The sequence below is a fragment of the Cloacibacterium sp. Arc13 genome (assembly GCF_041431305.1).
In the GTDB taxonomy this organism is placed as follows: domain Bacteria; phylum Bacteroidota; class Bacteroidia; order Flavobacteriales; family Weeksellaceae; genus Cloacibacterium; species Cloacibacterium caeni_B.
On sequence record NZ_JASMRM010000004.1, the window covers coordinates 152,707 to 167,705 of the forward strand.

Here is a 14,999-nt window from a genome sequence, read left to right on the forward strand (position 1 = left end):
AAAAAACTTTGTCAAAGATATTACTATTTTCCAATATTTCATTTGATTGCTTCAAAGTGCTTGTTTCAGTGGGTTTTACAATTTTAAGATAAGAAAACTAACGAATCCGAAAGCATCCAAATTAAGAGTTTGTTGAACTGCTTGTTGTACTTTTGTATCAGGTTGCTTCCCTTTGCGAAACCTTCTATTTAAAGGGTTTCTTTGCTTTGCACTGTTTTGCAAAGGGAATATAAAACCTAAAAATATACAACATTATGGCATCAGTAAAATTAGTTCTGAGAACAGCACAAGAATCCCAAACAGGACATTGTCCACTTTACATTAGACTTATAAAAGACCGAAAAGCAAAATTTCTCACGACAGGTCAGAAATTAAAGCCTTCAGAATGGGACGAAGCAAAGCAAAAAGTAAAGAAAAACCATCCGAATAGTGCAAGATTAAATGCCTATTTGTCTCAAATTATTGCCGATGCGGAAGGTCAGGTCGCTGATGTTTCAAGGAAAAATGAGTCAGTTTCTGCCAAGAAGCTAAAAGAAGCAATCAAAGGGAAAGAATCTGCATTGTTTTTTGATTATGCCTTTAAAAGATTAGAAAAAATCAAAGGTTCAGTTTCCATTTTAACACAACGTAAATATCAGGCTCACCTAGAGAAGTTTAAAAAATATGTAGGTGAAAAAGAATTCTATTTTGAAGACCTTACTACCGTCTTGCTGAACGACTACATTACCTATTGCTATTCTACTTTAAAAAACAAAAACAATACGGTACAAACCAATATAAGAAGCCTGATGAAATTCTACAATGATGCCATTGCAGAAGACATGGTCCCTCTAAATCTGTATCCTTTCAATAAAATCAAGACCAAAAAAGATTCTGCAAGAATAAAATTTCTCCAAAAAGAAGAAATTGAACTGCTGAAAAATGCAGAATTAGAAGAAGGAAGTTTAATGTCAAAATTCCGAGATATGTTTGTTTTTTGCATTTATGCAGGTGGACTTAGGATGGGTGATGTGATTTCTTTGCAATGGAAACACATTAATTTTGAAGATTCCAAATTATCAAAAGTTATCCGAAAAACAGGGAACTTGCATAGCTTCAAACTAGTCCAACCAGCTTTAGAAGTTCTCAAAAAACACAAAAATGAAAACAGCACCGATGAAAGCTTCGTTTTTTCTTTAGTAAAAAATGAAGAGAAATTTTTGAAAAATGAACATTATGCCATTTCAGAAATTGAAAGAATTTCTCGTAATATCAATAAATCACTATCATACATTTCTCAAAAAATTGATTTAAACAAAGGACTTTCCTTCCATATGAGCAGACATACATTTGCTACAAATGCATTGAATAATGGAATGCGTATTGAACACGTTTCAAAAGTCATGGATCATTCGAGCATTCGTGTAACCGAGATTTATGCAAAAGTAATCAATACAGAACTTGATGCTTCGATGGACAAGTTTGTGTATTAATCTCTAGAATATAAATAAAGCAAAAAAGAAGAGTGTTATTCTTATGGAAAACATTCTTCTTTTTTCAATGTCTTATTATGAGTTATAGTCAAAAAAATACTTAGAGCACAAAATTTGAGATGATAAAAGAAAACTTATTATGATTTCACATTATCCACTTTTGGAAACGGCTCCTTTCATGGAGTTTACGTCTGTAAAAGTTACAGATGCTTTTAACCATTTATTTGACATAGAAAAAAACACAGAAGAAAATTTACAGTCTTATTGCCAAGCACTTATCAATAAAATATTTCAATTGCACTATTCTCAAATCCAAAACTTCATTAAACACCATTGCAGTATTGCCAAAAATCCAATTGACTGGCTGAACACATTTGAAAAACTCATTGTTGTTAATGAAAAACTCTTTCAAAAAGGAAGTAATGAGAGCAGACATATAAAGTTTCAAACCTGTATCGAATTGAAAAGGCTCAATTTAATTTGTGATGAAACACAAGAAAGTCCTACGAGACTAAATAAAAAGCAAATTAACGCAGAAAGTGAAGACCGATATTTTAGTTTCAAGGAACTAAGAGAAAAACTGAATCAATTAGAGGTTTTTGAGGAGAAAATTATATTATTGACCAATGAAAAGTATAATTATCAGCAATCAAACATAGATTTTGTCAATAAAAATTTGCCCGATTTTGATAAACAATGTGATAAAGAAATAGAGCATCTTTTTGAAATGAAAAAATTGCAAGAACAATTAAAAACTGTGGTAACATCTACAATTTCGCAAAATGTGATTTCAGGAAATCAAATTAGAGTTTATTGTAATATGAATCAGTTGGTTGATGTGTTTTTTCAGTTGAACCGAGAGTTATTTATCGAAGGCAAACCATTTCTGGATGCCAATACTAACGATTTTGTGGCATTAATTTGTAATAACTTCGTAGATAAAGAAGGCAGAAAAATTAGTCCTGATACAGTGCGAACGATTCTCACTCCTTCCAAATCAGACAAACGTCCTAAAGCGCATAAAAGAATAGATTTAGATAAAATGCTTTAAATAAATTGTCCTGTAAGACCTTTTTAGGACTTTGGGACTTTTTTCTTATGCTCAATTTTGCTCCATAATTATTAAACAACCAAAAAAAATGGAAGCAATTATTCTCTCAAAAGAGCAATTCGATGCTTTAATGTCAAAAATCGATGACATTCACCACAAAATCAACTTAAAAAATTTACCAAAGCAGGAAGTATTTTTGGATAACGAAGAATTGATCAAAATGCTAAAGATCTCTCGGAGAACTGCCCAAACCTGGCGTGATGAAGGCAAAATATCTTTTTCACAAGTTGGAAACAAAATCTATTACAAACTTTCTGATGTAGAAAAAACGATGGATGAATACTATAATAAATCCTTTTCAAAAAAATGGTAATTAAACAATTGTATTTCCCATCAAATTCATCAATTCTATGAAAAATATAAACCCACAAACACCGATTTGTAATCTGACCGTTGAAGAATTTTTGGAAATTTCCCAAAAAATTAACTTGGAAAGCAAATATGAATACGGACTGAAAGGTTTGGCAAAAATTCTCGGTTGTTCTGTTTCTAAAGCCTCTGAAATAAAATCTTCGGGAATATTAGATGAAGCCATTATTCAAAATGGGAATATCATTATCATTGATAAAGAAAAAGCGTTGCAACTTTTTGCAAAAAAATAAGATGTACTACCTTGAATTGATAGAGCGGTTTTGGGATTTTAATAAAACGGCAAAAATTAGTCCTACAGAAATATTATTGTATTTCTATTTGCTGAAAATGGGCTATGAAAATGACCGCTACGATTTCAAAATTTCTGATGTTGAATTGGGAAGAGAACTGGGATTAACCAGAAAAACGATAAAGTCAACAAAAGAGAAACTCAAAAATTTAGGTTTAATTCAATTTCAATCCAAAAATGGACTTCCTTGTCATTACCGATTGCTGTTGAATTATTCCTTTGAAATTGAATCTAAAAAATCAATCAGAAATGAAGAAAGTACAATTGTTGAAAAAGATCAAAATAGAGAAGTTTTAGAAATATTTGAAAGTATTCTATCTGCACAAAATTCAGTTGAGGCAATAAAAGAAATTGAAATTAATAGTGATGTAAAAGCATCTTCAGAATCATCACAAAAGCAAAAGCTAGAATTAGAACAACAAAACCTTAAAAATTCCAAAATTCCTTCTTTGGATGAGTTTATGGAATATGCAAAATCATTGGAAGGCTATGAACTGGAATTAGAATTGAGTATCAGCGAAAAATATGAAGTTTGGATAAATAATGATTGGAAAAACACCTCCAATCGCCCCATCAGTAATTGGAAATCTACACTAAAAAGTACTTTGCCTTATTTGATAAATAAAAGTGAGGAAAATTCCCTTTCGTTACAAGACATTCCAAAAATAAAACGTCCTGAATCTTAAGGTAAAATCATCAAAATTAAATTTATTTAAAAACGAAATAAACTATGACTGTTTCGGAAAAAGATTTACGGCTTATCCGTAAAGGTTTTGAAAATAAAAACGAAAGAAATATTGACAAAATCCGCATCGGAAACCGTTTTGTGGACGATTTTATTTTTGATGATTCCGAAGCCGCGGATATTCCGATTAATGCGCTTCGTGTGATTTTTAATATTATTTCTATCATCAGTAACGAACAGTTCCGACCACAAGACAGACCGAAACAACTTTCTCTTTTCGATGAAGAATTTGAAACCGATAACAACATTTTTGCTTCCATCAAAATTAAAAACAGCAAAATTTCTCCAAGCGGATCTACCAAACAGGTAATTGATGCTTATGAGTTTCTTGCCAGATTTAAGATGGGTTGGTATAAATCGGTTAATTCCAAAGGCAAAGAAATTAAAACTTTCGGTGGACTCATTTCTACACCCTGTTATGACAAGAGAGGTTACACTACATTTTTAGTCAGCAGTTATTGGCTAAAAAAATTATTAGTTATCCCAGAATACAACTATGTTTTGTATAATTTAGTGTACAATGTACGAAACAACAAGCATATTATTTTTGCAATTTGGCTTTCAAAATTACCTGAAAACGGAACGGTTTTGAAGCTTTCTACACTCAATAAAAAGTTTGGATTGAACTACAAAACGACCAAGGATTTTTGTTTCAAATTTTTAAAACCCGCAAGAATCAGTTTGAATACATTCAATACGCTTTCGTTCAATTATACCTACAACAAAGATTCAATTTTCATTATTCCTTTTTTGACTAGAACGATATTTGAAAACAAATCTGCTGTCTATACTAGAGAGCTTCCATTTGAATCAAGCGGAACGAATATTGCCCAAAGTAAAAGGATTACCCGAAGATTAATCTATTTCAAAAAAAGGTATGGTTTACAGGAAAATGAAATGCTGCAATTTTCTCATCAGTACAGAAATATTCCCCAAACTAGAGATTTGATAGAAAAAGCGTTCAAAGAATTTATCAGAATAAACCGATTAAAAAAAGTAAAGTCGACTGTTTTTCAAGGAAAGGAATTTTTAAATGAGATTCAAAGCCTAATTATTCAAATATATCAGCGTACAAAAATGGGAGAACTGCTTCCAAAAGGTTACCCAATTATTGTCTGATTTCGGAATTGCACTCACCAAAAATTCGGAATTGCACTCACTAAAGTTAAAGAAATGTTAAAATTATCGATTTTCAGATTGAAAATTCGGAATTGCACTCACTCAAAAATTTAAAACGAATAAAAAATGTAAAAAAGCATCAAAAATTGTGGATAACTATGAATTTAACCAAGAGACTAAAAATTGAATTCGGAATTGCACTCACCATTAATAAGGGTAGTTTTCGGAATTGCACTCACTCAACATTCGGAATTGCACTCACTAGAATTCGGAATTGCACTCACCGAAAAAGTGGCTCAAACCCTTTTAAACAAGTCGATTCGGTGCTTTATTAAAAGTATTATAAAAGTAATTAAAAAGTCTTTTTTTATTTAAAAGGAAAATGTGGATAAAAAATTTGCTTTAAAAAAGAAAAAAAATGAATTGTGAAGAAGCAAAAGAAAAAATAAGTATAAGGATGGTTTTGGAATCATTCAATCTTTTCCCAGTCAAAGAAAACAGAAAGACAGCTTTTTATTTTGCGCTCGACAGAGAAGAAAAAATTCCGAGTTTATCCGTTGATTTCGTCAAAAACAAAGCGTTTGATTTTGGAACAGGGAAAAGTTATGATGTGATTTCGATTGTTCAACAGATGAATCAATGTTCTGTTTCTGAAGCGTTGAAATATTTAGAGAAACTTGATTTTCCCGTTCAAAAAAAGTTTCAAAATGAAGAGACAAAGCAACAAAAAGAATATAAAATTCTCAACGTGTGCGAAATTCAGCATCCTGCATTAATTCAGTATTTAAAATTCCGAAAAGTGTATGAACAAAAAGATTTGGTAAAAGAAATTGAATACGAGTTGAATGGTAAAAAGTATTTCGGAATTGGGTTTTTCAATAATTCTGGAGGAGTTGAAATCCGAAATAAATATTCCAAAATCTGTTTAGGTAAAAAAGATGTGACTTTGGTTGAAAATCAAAGCAGTGAAATTTGCATTTTTGAAGGTTTTTTTGATTATTTGACTTACAAGAATTTGGAAAAGAAAGAGAATTCTAATTCAGATTATCTGATTCTAAACTCTACTGCAATGTTTTATAAAGTTGAAGAAACGTTGAAAAAGTATAATAAAATTTCTATGTTTCTTGATAATGATTCCAATGGAGGGTTTGTTAAATCAAAAATTCAGAATCATTATAAAAATTTGGAAGATTGTTCGCTGATTTATCAAGGTTTTAAGGATTTGAATGAATGGTTTTGCTCAAAAGAAAACTTATAAAATATCTTTACTTATAAACATTTTAAGACATTAAAATAATTCAATCAAAGAAAACCTTATGTTTTAATGTTTTTTGAGTTTTTCATTGTCAAATATCATTGTATTATTACTTCCGACTCTGGTTAGGCTTTTACGTTTGCAAATGTAGGACAGCATCATTCACTCAAAAAAATCTTTTTGGGTTTCTACAAAAATTCTTTCCACGAGTTCCAATAATTTTTCCGGACACTCCTAAATCCTTCGGACAAAAAGATTTCAAGCCCGATTCAAAACTTGTAAGCAATTACGGGAATTGAATCGGGTTTTGTGTGCCTGATGCAGTCCTATGATCATCGGCAAAGAAAAAGCCGGAACCTCAGTTGTACGAATCAATTCAATAGCAGTTGCTCTTTAACATTATTAGAAAAATCAAAAAAATAACGAAAAATACTGTTTTTCCAATCAGTAAAATTTAAAAAGAATAAAAATAGAAAAAGAAAAGCCGAGTGTCCTCGATACCAAATCAATTCACTCGAAATTTAAACCAATAACAGACAAAATCAACTAAAAATTAACAATTAAAACGAAATATTATGAACACTATCGTAGGTAGAATTACCCAAAACGCTAAAATCAACATCTTAAAAAACGACAAAAAAGTCGTGAACTTTTCAGTAGCCATTAATGACAGTTACAAAACCAAACAAGGCGAACGTAAAGAGCAAACCACTTATTACAACTGTTCTTATTGGATAAATGCCAAAATAGCTGAATATCTTATCAAAGGAACTTTAGTGGAATTATCAGGCAGAATAAGCAGTAGTGCGTGGATAGGAAAAGACGGAGAAATAAAGTCTGGACTGAACTTCCATACTTCAAACATCAAATTGCACGGTGGAAAGCAAAAATCTGAGTTCAATAACGAACCTACAGTAAGCCCACAAAACAACAGTAGCAATCCTTTTTCAGATGAAACTGATGACGATTTACCATTTTAACTCCATCTTAAAAAAATTATGGAAGCACAATTTAATTTTCAGTTAAGACACCGAAACGATAAAAGAGAATGGGAAGATATTGAGGTGTATTATCAAACCTATTGTAATAGGACTACTGCAATACGCTATGCTAGAAATCTTTCCAAGACATTCAATTCTGAAATCCGATTAACAGAGGGAAAAGAACCCTTCAAAACAAGCGGAACATACATTTATGAACAAACAAAACCTTTAAAAATTAGAAATTATGGCAAATTGGTGTAGCAATTCGGTTGCTTTTGAGGGAAACGAAATCGCTTTAGAACAAGTGAGATTAGAGTTTAGAAAAATGCAAATCCGTGAGAATGAAGAAAACTGCGGACAACTTCCCGAATTTGTTTCGGATAAAAATAGAGGTTATTTTTTTGATATTTTGTTGGAAGATGGTGGCTGTATCTTCAATTACCAAACAAGATGGTCTCCCAACACCGAAATATTATTACAGATAGCCGAACATTATAAAGTAGATTCTATTTACAATTATGAAGAAATTGGCAATCAAATATATGGTGTTGCAGTCTATTCAAACAACGAACTCACGGAAATCTATTTAGAAGAGGAAGACTTTGAACAATATGATTATCACGAAGAGACAGACACTTACTCTTTTGAGGAAGAAAACTACGAAAGTGATTATGAAATTTTAGAAATCTTACTGAAAAGGAAAATTAAAAAAATTCAAAGTCAAATTTTAGTATGATAAAAACAGTAAAAATTACAAACTATAAATTATGAAAATTAAAGACTTAAATGGGTGTACAATTGAAATTACTAATCTCAATGAAGCAATTCAAATAACTAGAAGATACAAAAGATACGAACACGAAAACAAAGGTTTTTCAAAATTAGACAAAAAACTCAATCAATATTGGACGGATTTATATGAAAAACTACTTAAAATAAAATCCCAAAAAAAAGAAAAATCAAAAATTTAAAATTATGCAAACCAATTTTTTCAGACAACTCGCCAATATGAATCTTACAGGCGATTTGCAAATCACATTCAGAGCAACCACAGAAAATAGTTTTGTCCTTTCCGTATTGCTTAATAACGAGCAGTGTGGAGACGAAGCGAGAAAACTCATTCCGCCACTCAATCTTCGAGGTACAGCAGAAGAATTAGACAATGGTTTTTTTGAAACTATTTCTATACCATTACAAACTGCATCGGGATTGATGGTAGATATGGAAAGTTTCATGAAACAACTCGAAGAAGCCAAAAAGAAATCCGCTATGGAAAAAGAAAAATCCGACAGAGAGAAAAAAGAAAAGGAAGCCAAAGAGAAAAAGTACAATGAAGCCTTACAGAAAGCCGAAGAATTAGAAAAAGAGGGCAAATACAAAGAAGCGTGGTCTGCACTGCCTAAAATTACAGAGTTTCCCGACTTTGCCGAAACAATACGCAAGAAACAGGACGAATATGAGCGACATTTTGCTCCAAGTCTTTTTACCTAAAATTCATCTGATAATATGGCTGAAAATCAAGAAAATTACTAAATACTGACTACCAAATACTAAAAAAAATGTTAATCGCAACTCAACTAGAAAGAGTTTTTATACTCAAAGACAACGGACAGGAAATAAAATTACCCGACCCTGAACCAAAATGGAGCGTGGAAGCCGTAATGAATTTTTACGCCAACACCTATCCAATTTTAACTACCGCAAAAGTTTCCGCACCACAAATCAAAGAAGATACTGTTCGGTACAAATTTGAAAGTGTAATGGGAACAAAGGGATAAAATTAGTAGTTGGTTAATAGTTGTCGGTTGATAGAATTACAAACTAAATACTGACAACCATCAACCAACAACTGACAACCAAAAAACATCATTTATGAAATATGCAACGAAACATAATCTCGGGAAAAGTAAAAACACCCGAAAAACAAAAGCAAAAACAACTGCATCAACAGTTGGGAGAATTTGCAGATTGGATGAAGCAGGACAAAAACGCTTCGGAAATTCGGAAAGACCAACTGAAATCAGTTCCGATAAATCAATTACCAATGGTTTTCTAAAATGTACTTTTCTTCCAAAATTAAAAGAAAATAATGCTCAAAAATTGGCATCAGACGAACAAAATTTAACTCAAATTCAAAGGAAAAATACCAAATTAGAAAGCGATTTTTATCAATCCTTTTCTCAAATGGCGGTACATTATAGATTGAATACAATGACAACAAGACATTTGGGTTATCCTTACAATATTGCATTGGCTTTAGATGACATTCAAAAACAACTGAAAAATAAAGTAAGGGATTGGGAAGAAATCCGATTGATAGAAGAAAAAGGAAAAACTTACTTTGTAAGTGAGGAACGCTACAACACAGGTGCAATTTTATATTATATCCCGATAGTTCCGTTGTACCAATTATATAAAAATCCGAAACGAAAACAAGTCGTACAACTTTTACAATCAGTTTGTTCTTATCTGTATCATATTGCCAAAGTTTCCTATTATCGAAAACAGGACAGTTACTTGTTTTGGATGTACGAAATGGTAACGGAATGGATTACTTCTGATGATGAAAACGAAGAAAAGCAGATTCATTTATCAGAAATCAAACAAGCGGAACATATCGGCGATTTTATGGAGCAAAAGATTTACAATCAATATAATTTAATACGATTTAAAGACCATTTAAAAAACTTTAAAGCCAAAGATAGATTTGATAATGATTGTTTTATGTTGGCGAGAAAAGTATTTTCTCTTTATGAGCAATATCCAAATGCTACCATTTACCAAAATCTGCAACAAAATACAGAAGAAGATTATGAATACGAAATAGAGACAACCGTATCAATAGATAAATACATTTCTTTTTGTGCCAAAGGAAAAGGATTACTATTCCAAACGCTTTTTGAGGCAGTAAACTCCGACTTACAGGAATGTACCACAATGGAAGAACCAATAGTTATAAAAACATTTGATGGAAGAAACATTACAAATAACAATCTCGATTTTGAAAACCGATTGTTTCCAGTGATTGAAGAACTCATTTACATTTTGAACAACTTTTAAATAAATAGAAGATGAAAGATATTATCCAAGATTTTGGAACACTCTACCACCCAACAAACGCATTAGTTTTTTACCAAAACAATCAAGGAAGCAAAGATACTTATGTAGAGCATTTTGATATGGATAAAAACGGAAATCCTATCAATGCCCATCCTCTGACAGAACGAGAAGCAAAAGAATTAGTTAAAGCTCTTACCACTAATACCCAAAAGGAAAAAAGTCAAGATTTTCTAAAGCCAAAAGGTATTTTATCTACGAATATTCTACAAATCAATCCAAGTGAAAATGGTGTGGTTTTATGGTTCACGAAATCAATGAAAAGACAACTCTATTTTACCGAAAATTTAGAAATTCCAAACGGAATGGCAGAAGTACCTGCAATGTTGTGGTTGGCAAATAAACGAAGTCTTAAAATTTTTGCTCTTACGAACAACCGAAGACCAACTGAAAAATCAGAACTTTTTTATGCTCCGTTTTTTAATGTGTATGAAGATGGAAATGTTTGTATGGGAACGGTAGATGTAAATATACAAAACTCAAATTCTTTGGAAGAATTTACAAAAAAATGGGAAGACTATTTTTTCAATTCTTATTTCAGCCATTTGATGATTGAGCATAATCCTATCAACGGAAATTGTGTAAATCTTTGGAAAAGCCTTATCAATACAGAAAAACCATTTCCGAAAGAAGCCTTAAAAAAAGCAAACACAACTTTAAAAAATCTACTAAAATGAACAAAGAATTAATCATAAATCAAGAAGTCAAAACCAAAGTTCATTTTACGGACAATGCTCTAATTAATCCAACCAATCCCATTACTGTTAATTTAATTGGAGCTGGTGGAACAGGTTCGCAGGTTCTAACTGCATTGGCAAGAATGAACTACGCTTTAGCGGAACTCAATCATGCAGGTTTATCTGTTAGGCTTTGGGATGATGATGTAATTTCCGAAGCGAATTTAGGCAGACAACTTTTTGCAGAAAGTGAATTGGGATTGTATAAATCCGTAGCATTAATTAACCGAGCCAACAGATTTTTTGGAACAAATTGGAAGGCTGAAATCCAAAAATTTGAGAAAGACGATTTAGGAAAATTACAAAGCAACATGAAATCAGAAATTTATATTTCTTGTGTGGATAGCGTAAAATCTCGTTTTGAGATTGCTGAAATTTTAAATGAATTGAGAATAGATAAAGGCTATTACAGAAATCAATGCAAATATTGGATGGATTTTGGAAACAGTCAATTTACAGGACAGGTTTTACTTTCTACTATCGGAAATATCAGACAACCTAATTCCGAGAAATATGAAACAGTGGAAAACCTTCCTTTTATTACCGAAGAATTTGAAGAACTTTTAAAGATTTCGGAAGCGGAAGATAATACGCCAAGTTGTAGTTTAGCAGAAGCGCTAGAAAAGCAAGATTTGTTTATTAATTCTACTCTAGCACAAATGGGAAGTTCGCTCTTGTGGAGCTTATTCCGAAACGGCTTGACTGAAAATAGAGGATTTTTTCTTAATTTGAAAAATTTTCAATCTCAACCCATAAAACTGTAAAAGTTGCCCAATGCAAATTTGGGCGGCAAAAATGCAATTCCTCCCTTTGGTCGGAAACTCATTTTTGCAGAAATAGGAGCAACCACATTTCTAAAACATTCCTTTCTGTTGCTTATGTGTTTTTGAAAAGAGGTTGTGGGGTTTTTAGTGATAATTTTTTAGGGAAAAATTAATTCCAATTAACTTTCAAATCTTTAAATTCTAGATTTGATTTTGTATTTTCAAATAAGTTTCTTTTAGGCTGTGCAGTAATCTTGAACCTAAACAGTTTTATGAAAAGAGGTTCATTTTCCATATTTTTAAAAGAAAAAGTTAATTTGATTGGTGTTTTTAAATCCAATTCAGGATATGGTCTGCTGGATTTGTAAAAATCAATTTCATATTCTTTTCCTTCTATATCAACAATAGAAATATCCTCAATTGTCATTTTTTTATTTTCATCCTTTGCTTCTACAAGAAAGGTAATTGCAATCGTTTTTTCGGCTTTGTTTCCAATTACTTTTGTTATTTTAAACGAAGAGTTATCTTTCTCTGTTTCTAAAATTGCTTTATTAATTTCAACTATTTTTTTCAGGTAGTCATTTTCTGAAGTCAAAATTTTATTCGTTGAGTGAAGAGCTTCATTTTCTTTTTTAAGACCTTCATAATTGGTTTGGCTGAATCCTAGTGTTGTGATTGAAAGCGCTGATAATATTAATAATTTCTTCATTTTGTTTTAATGTATTAATTAGGTACTCAAATATACAATTAAATTATTACAGAAATTTTGGGAAATCACAGAATTTAAAAGCTACATCAGTTATAATAAGTCTAAAATCTTGTACAAATTAATGAAGACTAAGTATAAATGAGATTAAAGCATTTGGTAGTTTATTCATTTCAAAAATATGAATTATTTAACGTCGAAAAAAATGTGGATATAACTATTTTTTAGGAAAATTTTCTTTTTTTATTTATGGAAAACAAAAACCACGCCCAAAAGCGTGGTTAAATTTTTATCTCTCTTGTCGTATTTTCGAGCGAAAATCGGGAAGGCTAAATATTCGGTGACAATTACCAAGCAAACTTCATTATCAAAGATATTGATGATGTGTAGGATACGGTGATTGATTTTTAGTGAGTTACTACATTGGTCATTTAAAATTAAACCACGCCAGAAAACGTGGTTATTTTTTGCAAATAGTAATAATAAATTTTCAAGCGAAAATTGTTAAGGTGTATAACTAACGCCATGAATGAATAATAAATCCAAATTTAATTTTATAATACGAATGAAATTTTAAAAACACTTAATTAGTTGATTATCTTATTATTATAAAAAGTCAAAAAAAATTATTAAGATTACATTGGCTTAAATAGATTTCAATGATTTTTTTTCTTATCTTTGTTTATATTAAATTTTTTTATATGAAAAATCTCTTATCAACCGTTTTATTGTTGATTTTTACTTGTATTAATGCTCAAAACAATGAATTTGTTTATAAGGTTGGTGTTAAGCCTGACCCTAATAAGGATTCTATAATTGTCAAGTATATGAGTTTAGAAGTCATAAAAAAGAAATCAATTTTTCGTACCGAAGAAGATAAAAAAAGAGATTCGTTAGAATCTTTAAATGTGCAATTGAATTCTTACGATACAAATATTGTTGACAATCTTTATTTTACTAAAGATTATAGCAAAAAAGAATTTAAAAAGCATTTTATTCAGGTATATAATAAATATTATTTAGAAATCAAGAACCCACTTAAATGGAAGCTGTTAAATGATAAAAGAACATTTGGCGAGTTTGATTGCAAAAAGGCAACTATTTTTTATGGTGGTAGAAATTGGACGGCTTGGTATACAGAAAGCATCCCAATATTTGACGGCCCTTATGTTTTTAGAAATTTACCTGGGTTAATTATTTCGATAATTGATGATAAAGGAGATTATAGTTTTGATTTAATAGAAATAAAAAAAATAGGGAAAAAGAATATTCCTGAAAGAAAAAGCCAAATAAAAATAAATTGGGAAGACTTAAAAAAACTTCAAAAAAATTATTATTCTGATCCTTCAAGAGACATTCGTAGTACGTCAAATTGGGTGGATAAAAGCGGAAATAAAATAGAAATTGATTTTAGAGATGCTGATGAAAAAGAAAGAAAGAAACTAAAAAGATTCAATAACCCAATTGAAATTGAAAACAAAGTTGATTATGACGCTAAGTAAAAGTTTATGAAAATTAGAATTTTATTGTTTTTTATTTTGTTTTTTGTTATGCAAATGTTGAATAGTTGTAAATCAAATGCCATCTCTAATCATTATAATATAGAATTAAAAAATAAATTAAAAAATATACTCTATTATGATCAGATATATAGAGAATATTTTGATACAGAAACAACAGATAAAAGAAAAACCGAAATACTTCAGGAACTCAATATTACAAAGGAAAAAATAGATCATAATAAATGGGGAATTATAAATGATATAGACAAAGAGAACTTAAAAGAGGTAGAAAAAATAATTAAAATATTTGGATACCCAGGGAAATCTTTAGTTGGAGAGCCTGAAAACACAGCTGTTTTTTATGTTATTCAACATTCTAATAAAATTTCAGAATATTTTGATTTGATAAGAGAGGCTGGAAAAAGAAAGGAATTACCTTTTAAATATGTAGCAATGATGATAGATAGAAAACTTGTTTCTGAAGGTAAATCTCAAATATATGGAACACAATTATTTGGAAAATCAATTCAATGTAGTGGGCAAGAAAAATTTGTAATATATGTGTTACCAATTAAAAATCATTTGAATGTAAACAAAAGAAGAAAGAGAGCGGGATTTGATACTACTGTAGAACAAAACGCAGAAAGATTTGGAATTAAATACATACCTTATACATTTGAAAATCTTGAAAAAATTGATTTTTGTGAAAAATAATTTTTTTTATTTAATATGTATTAGTATATTTACATACAATACTGTCCTAAATAAAAATTATTAAAAATAGAAACAGCCTAAATACCTATTTTACATTTAGCTTTACATTTAAT

At 30.4% G+C, this 14,999-nt stretch carries 19 protein-coding genes; 18 read left to right on the plus strand and 1 reads right to left on the minus strand.

The features are described from left to right. Positions 1 to 254: 254 nt before the first annotated feature. The 16 genes from QO190_RS05230 (at position 255) to QO190_RS05305 (ending at position 11,964) form a co-directional block, all read left to right on the plus strand. Positions 255 to 1,472 (plus strand): tyrosine-type recombinase/integrase, encoded by a 1,218-nt coding sequence (locus QO190_RS05230; RefSeq protein ID WP_371461628.1) that lies wholly within the window; start codon positions 255 to 257, stop codon positions 1,470 to 1,472. Positions 1,473 to 1,611: 139 nt separating this feature from the next. After that, complete coding sequence (locus tag QO190_RS05235; protein WP_371461629.1) at positions 1,612 to 2,523, plus strand: hypothetical protein; 912 nt, start codon at positions 1,612 to 1,614, stop codon at positions 2,521 to 2,523. Positions 2,524 to 2,611: 88 nt separating this feature from the next. After that, the gene (locus tag QO190_RS05240) at positions 2,612 to 2,896 is read left to right on the plus strand and encodes a helix-turn-helix domain-containing protein (RefSeq protein ID WP_371461630.1); all 285 of its coding nucleotides are present in this window, start codon (positions 2,612 to 2,614) and stop codon (positions 2,894 to 2,896) included. Between the two features lie 37 nt (positions 2,897 to 2,933). Continuing rightward, on the plus strand, positions 2,934 to 3,185 hold the full coding sequence (locus QO190_RS05245; RefSeq protein WP_371461631.1) for a DUF3853 family protein: 252 nt from the start codon (positions 2,934 to 2,936) through the stop codon (positions 3,183 to 3,185). A 1-nt stretch (position 3,186) separates the two neighbouring features. After that, complete coding sequence (locus tag QO190_RS05250; RefSeq protein WP_371461632.1) at positions 3,187 to 3,930, plus strand: transcriptional regulator; 744 nt, start codon at positions 3,187 to 3,189, stop codon at positions 3,928 to 3,930. 44 nt (positions 3,931 to 3,974) lie between these two features. Next, positions 3,975 to 5,108, plus strand: coding sequence for a hypothetical protein (locus QO190_RS05255; protein WP_371461633.1), 1,134 nt, complete (start codon positions 3,975 to 3,977; stop codon positions 5,106 to 5,108). 418 nt (positions 5,109 to 5,526) lie between these two features. Continuing rightward, on the plus strand, positions 5,527 to 6,366 hold the full coding sequence (locus QO190_RS05260) for a toprim domain-containing protein (RefSeq protein WP_371461634.1): 840 nt from the start codon (positions 5,527 to 5,529) through the stop codon (positions 6,364 to 6,366). Positions 6,367 to 6,938: 572 nt separating this feature from the next. Continuing rightward, positions 6,939 to 7,343, plus strand: coding sequence for a single-stranded DNA-binding protein (locus QO190_RS05265; protein ID WP_371461635.1), 405 nt, complete (start codon positions 6,939 to 6,941; stop codon positions 7,341 to 7,343). Between the two features lie 18 nt (positions 7,344 to 7,361). Further along, positions 7,362 to 7,607 (plus strand): addiction module toxin RelE, encoded by a 246-nt coding sequence (locus tag QO190_RS05270; protein WP_371461636.1) that lies wholly within the window; start codon positions 7,362 to 7,364, stop codon positions 7,605 to 7,607. Next, a complete protein-coding gene (locus QO190_RS05275) occupies positions 7,591 to 8,082 on the plus strand; it encodes a hypothetical protein (protein WP_371461637.1) in 492 nt (163 codons plus the stop codon). Before QO190_RS05270 ends, QO190_RS05275 begins: the two co-directional genes overlap by 17 nt. Positions 8,083 to 8,113: 31 nt before the next feature. Further along, complete coding sequence (locus QO190_RS05280; RefSeq protein WP_235130494.1) at positions 8,114 to 8,317, plus strand: hypothetical protein; 204 nt, start codon at positions 8,114 to 8,116, stop codon at positions 8,315 to 8,317. Between the two features lie 4 nt (positions 8,318 to 8,321). Continuing rightward, the gene (locus QO190_RS05285; RefSeq protein WP_371461638.1) at positions 8,322 to 8,837 is read left to right on the plus strand and encodes a PRTRC system protein E; all 516 of its coding nucleotides are present in this window, start codon (positions 8,322 to 8,324) and stop codon (positions 8,835 to 8,837) included. A 68-nt stretch (positions 8,838 to 8,905) separates the two neighbouring features. After that, complete coding sequence (locus tag QO190_RS05290; protein ID WP_371461640.1) at positions 8,906 to 9,124, plus strand: PRTRC system protein C; 219 nt, start codon at positions 8,906 to 8,908, stop codon at positions 9,122 to 9,124. Between the two features lie 94 nt (positions 9,125 to 9,218). Further along, entirely contained in the window at positions 9,219 to 10,406 is a 1,188-nt protein-coding gene (locus tag QO190_RS05295; RefSeq protein ID WP_371461641.1) for a hypothetical protein, read from the plus strand. 11 nt (positions 10,407 to 10,417) lie between these two features. Continuing rightward, positions 10,418 to 11,140, plus strand: a complete 723-nt coding sequence (locus tag QO190_RS05300; RefSeq protein ID WP_371461642.1) for a PRTRC system protein B — start codon at positions 10,418 to 10,420, stop codon at positions 11,138 to 11,140. Further along, positions 11,137 to 11,964: a PRTRC system ThiF family protein gene (locus QO190_RS05305; RefSeq protein WP_371461643.1), complete on the plus strand. Its 828-nt coding sequence runs from the start codon at positions 11,137 to 11,139 to the stop codon at positions 11,962 to 11,964. Before QO190_RS05300 ends, QO190_RS05305 begins: the two co-directional genes overlap by 4 nt. Before the next feature lie 169 nt (positions 11,965 to 12,133). Here the strand turns inward: QO190_RS05305 and QO190_RS05310 are convergent, their stop codons facing one another. Further along, positions 12,134 to 12,673, minus strand: a complete 540-nt coding sequence (locus QO190_RS05310) for a transposase (RefSeq protein WP_371461644.1) — start codon at positions 12,671 to 12,673, stop codon at positions 12,134 to 12,136. Between the two features lie 698 nt (positions 12,674 to 13,371). Here QO190_RS05310 and QO190_RS05315 point away from each other — a divergent pair. Both QO190_RS05315 and QO190_RS05320 read left to right on the plus strand, forming a co-directional pair. Next, positions 13,372 to 14,172 (plus strand): GLPGLI family protein, encoded by an 801-nt coding sequence (locus tag QO190_RS05315; protein ID WP_371461645.1) that lies wholly within the window; start codon positions 13,372 to 13,374, stop codon positions 14,170 to 14,172. Positions 14,173 to 14,178: 6 nt separating this feature from the next. Continuing rightward, positions 14,179 to 14,886 carry a DUF6624 domain-containing protein gene (locus tag QO190_RS05320; protein WP_371461646.1) on the plus strand — a complete coding sequence of 236 codons (708 nt, stop codon included), beginning with the start codon at positions 14,179 to 14,181 and terminating at the stop codon, positions 14,884 to 14,886. Positions 14,887 to 14,999: the final 113 nt, after the last annotated feature.

What these genes read in the sequence shown, in the direction of transcription:
- QO190_RS05245 (WP_371461631.1), top strand. Translation starts at nt 2,934, where the DNA reads ATGAAAAATATAAACCCACAAACACCGATTTGTAATCTGACCGTTGAA.
- QO190_RS05270 (WP_371461636.1), top strand. Translation starts at nt 7,362, where the DNA reads ATGGAAGCACAATTTAATTTTCAGTTAAGACACCGAAACGATAAAAGA.
- QO190_RS05235 (WP_371461629.1), top strand. Translation starts at nt 1,612, where the DNA reads ATGATTTCACATTATCCACTTTTGGAAACGGCTCCTTTCATGGAGTTT.
- QO190_RS05315 (WP_371461645.1), top strand. Translation starts at nt 13,372, where the DNA reads ATGAAAAATCTCTTATCAACCGTTTTATTGTTGATTTTTACTTGTATT.
- QO190_RS05255 (WP_371461633.1), top strand. Translation starts at nt 3,975, where the DNA reads ATGACTGTTTCGGAAAAAGATTTACGGCTTATCCGTAAAGGTTTTGAA.
- QO190_RS05295 (WP_371461641.1), top strand. Translation starts at nt 9,219, where the DNA reads ATGAAATATGCAACGAAACATAATCTCGGGAAAAGTAAAAACACCCGA.
- QO190_RS05285 (WP_371461638.1), top strand. Translation starts at nt 8,322, where the DNA reads ATGCAAACCAATTTTTTCAGACAACTCGCCAATATGAATCTTACAGGC.
- QO190_RS05260 (WP_371461634.1), top strand. Translation starts at nt 5,527, where the DNA reads ATGAATTGTGAAGAAGCAAAAGAAAAAATAAGTATAAGGATGGTTTTG.
- QO190_RS05250 (WP_371461632.1), top strand. Translation starts at nt 3,187, where the DNA reads ATGTACTACCTTGAATTGATAGAGCGGTTTTGGGATTTTAATAAAACG.
- QO190_RS05290 (WP_371461640.1), top strand. Translation starts at nt 8,906, where the DNA reads ATGTTAATCGCAACTCAACTAGAAAGAGTTTTTATACTCAAAGACAAC.
- QO190_RS05310 (WP_371461644.1), bottom strand. Translation starts at nt 12,673, where the DNA reads ATGAAGAAATTATTAATATTATCAGCGCTTTCAATCACAACACTAGGA.
- QO190_RS05305 (WP_371461643.1), top strand. Translation starts at nt 11,137, where the DNA reads ATGAACAAAGAATTAATCATAAATCAAGAAGTCAAAACCAAAGTTCAT.
- QO190_RS05275 (WP_371461637.1), top strand. Translation starts at nt 7,591, where the DNA reads ATGGCAAATTGGTGTAGCAATTCGGTTGCTTTTGAGGGAAACGAAATC.
- QO190_RS05300 (WP_371461642.1), top strand. Translation starts at nt 10,418, where the DNA reads ATGAAAGATATTATCCAAGATTTTGGAACACTCTACCACCCAACAAAC.
- QO190_RS05265 (WP_371461635.1), top strand. Translation starts at nt 6,939, where the DNA reads ATGAACACTATCGTAGGTAGAATTACCCAAAACGCTAAAATCAACATC.
- QO190_RS05240 (WP_371461630.1), top strand. Translation starts at nt 2,612, where the DNA reads ATGGAAGCAATTATTCTCTCAAAAGAGCAATTCGATGCTTTAATGTCA.
- QO190_RS05280 (WP_235130494.1), top strand. Translation starts at nt 8,114, where the DNA reads ATGAAAATTAAAGACTTAAATGGGTGTACAATTGAAATTACTAATCTC.
- QO190_RS05320 (WP_371461646.1), top strand. Translation starts at nt 14,179, where the DNA reads ATGAAAATTAGAATTTTATTGTTTTTTATTTTGTTTTTTGTTATGCAA.
- QO190_RS05230 (WP_371461628.1), top strand. Translation starts at nt 255, where the DNA reads ATGGCATCAGTAAAATTAGTTCTGAGAACAGCACAAGAATCCCAAACA.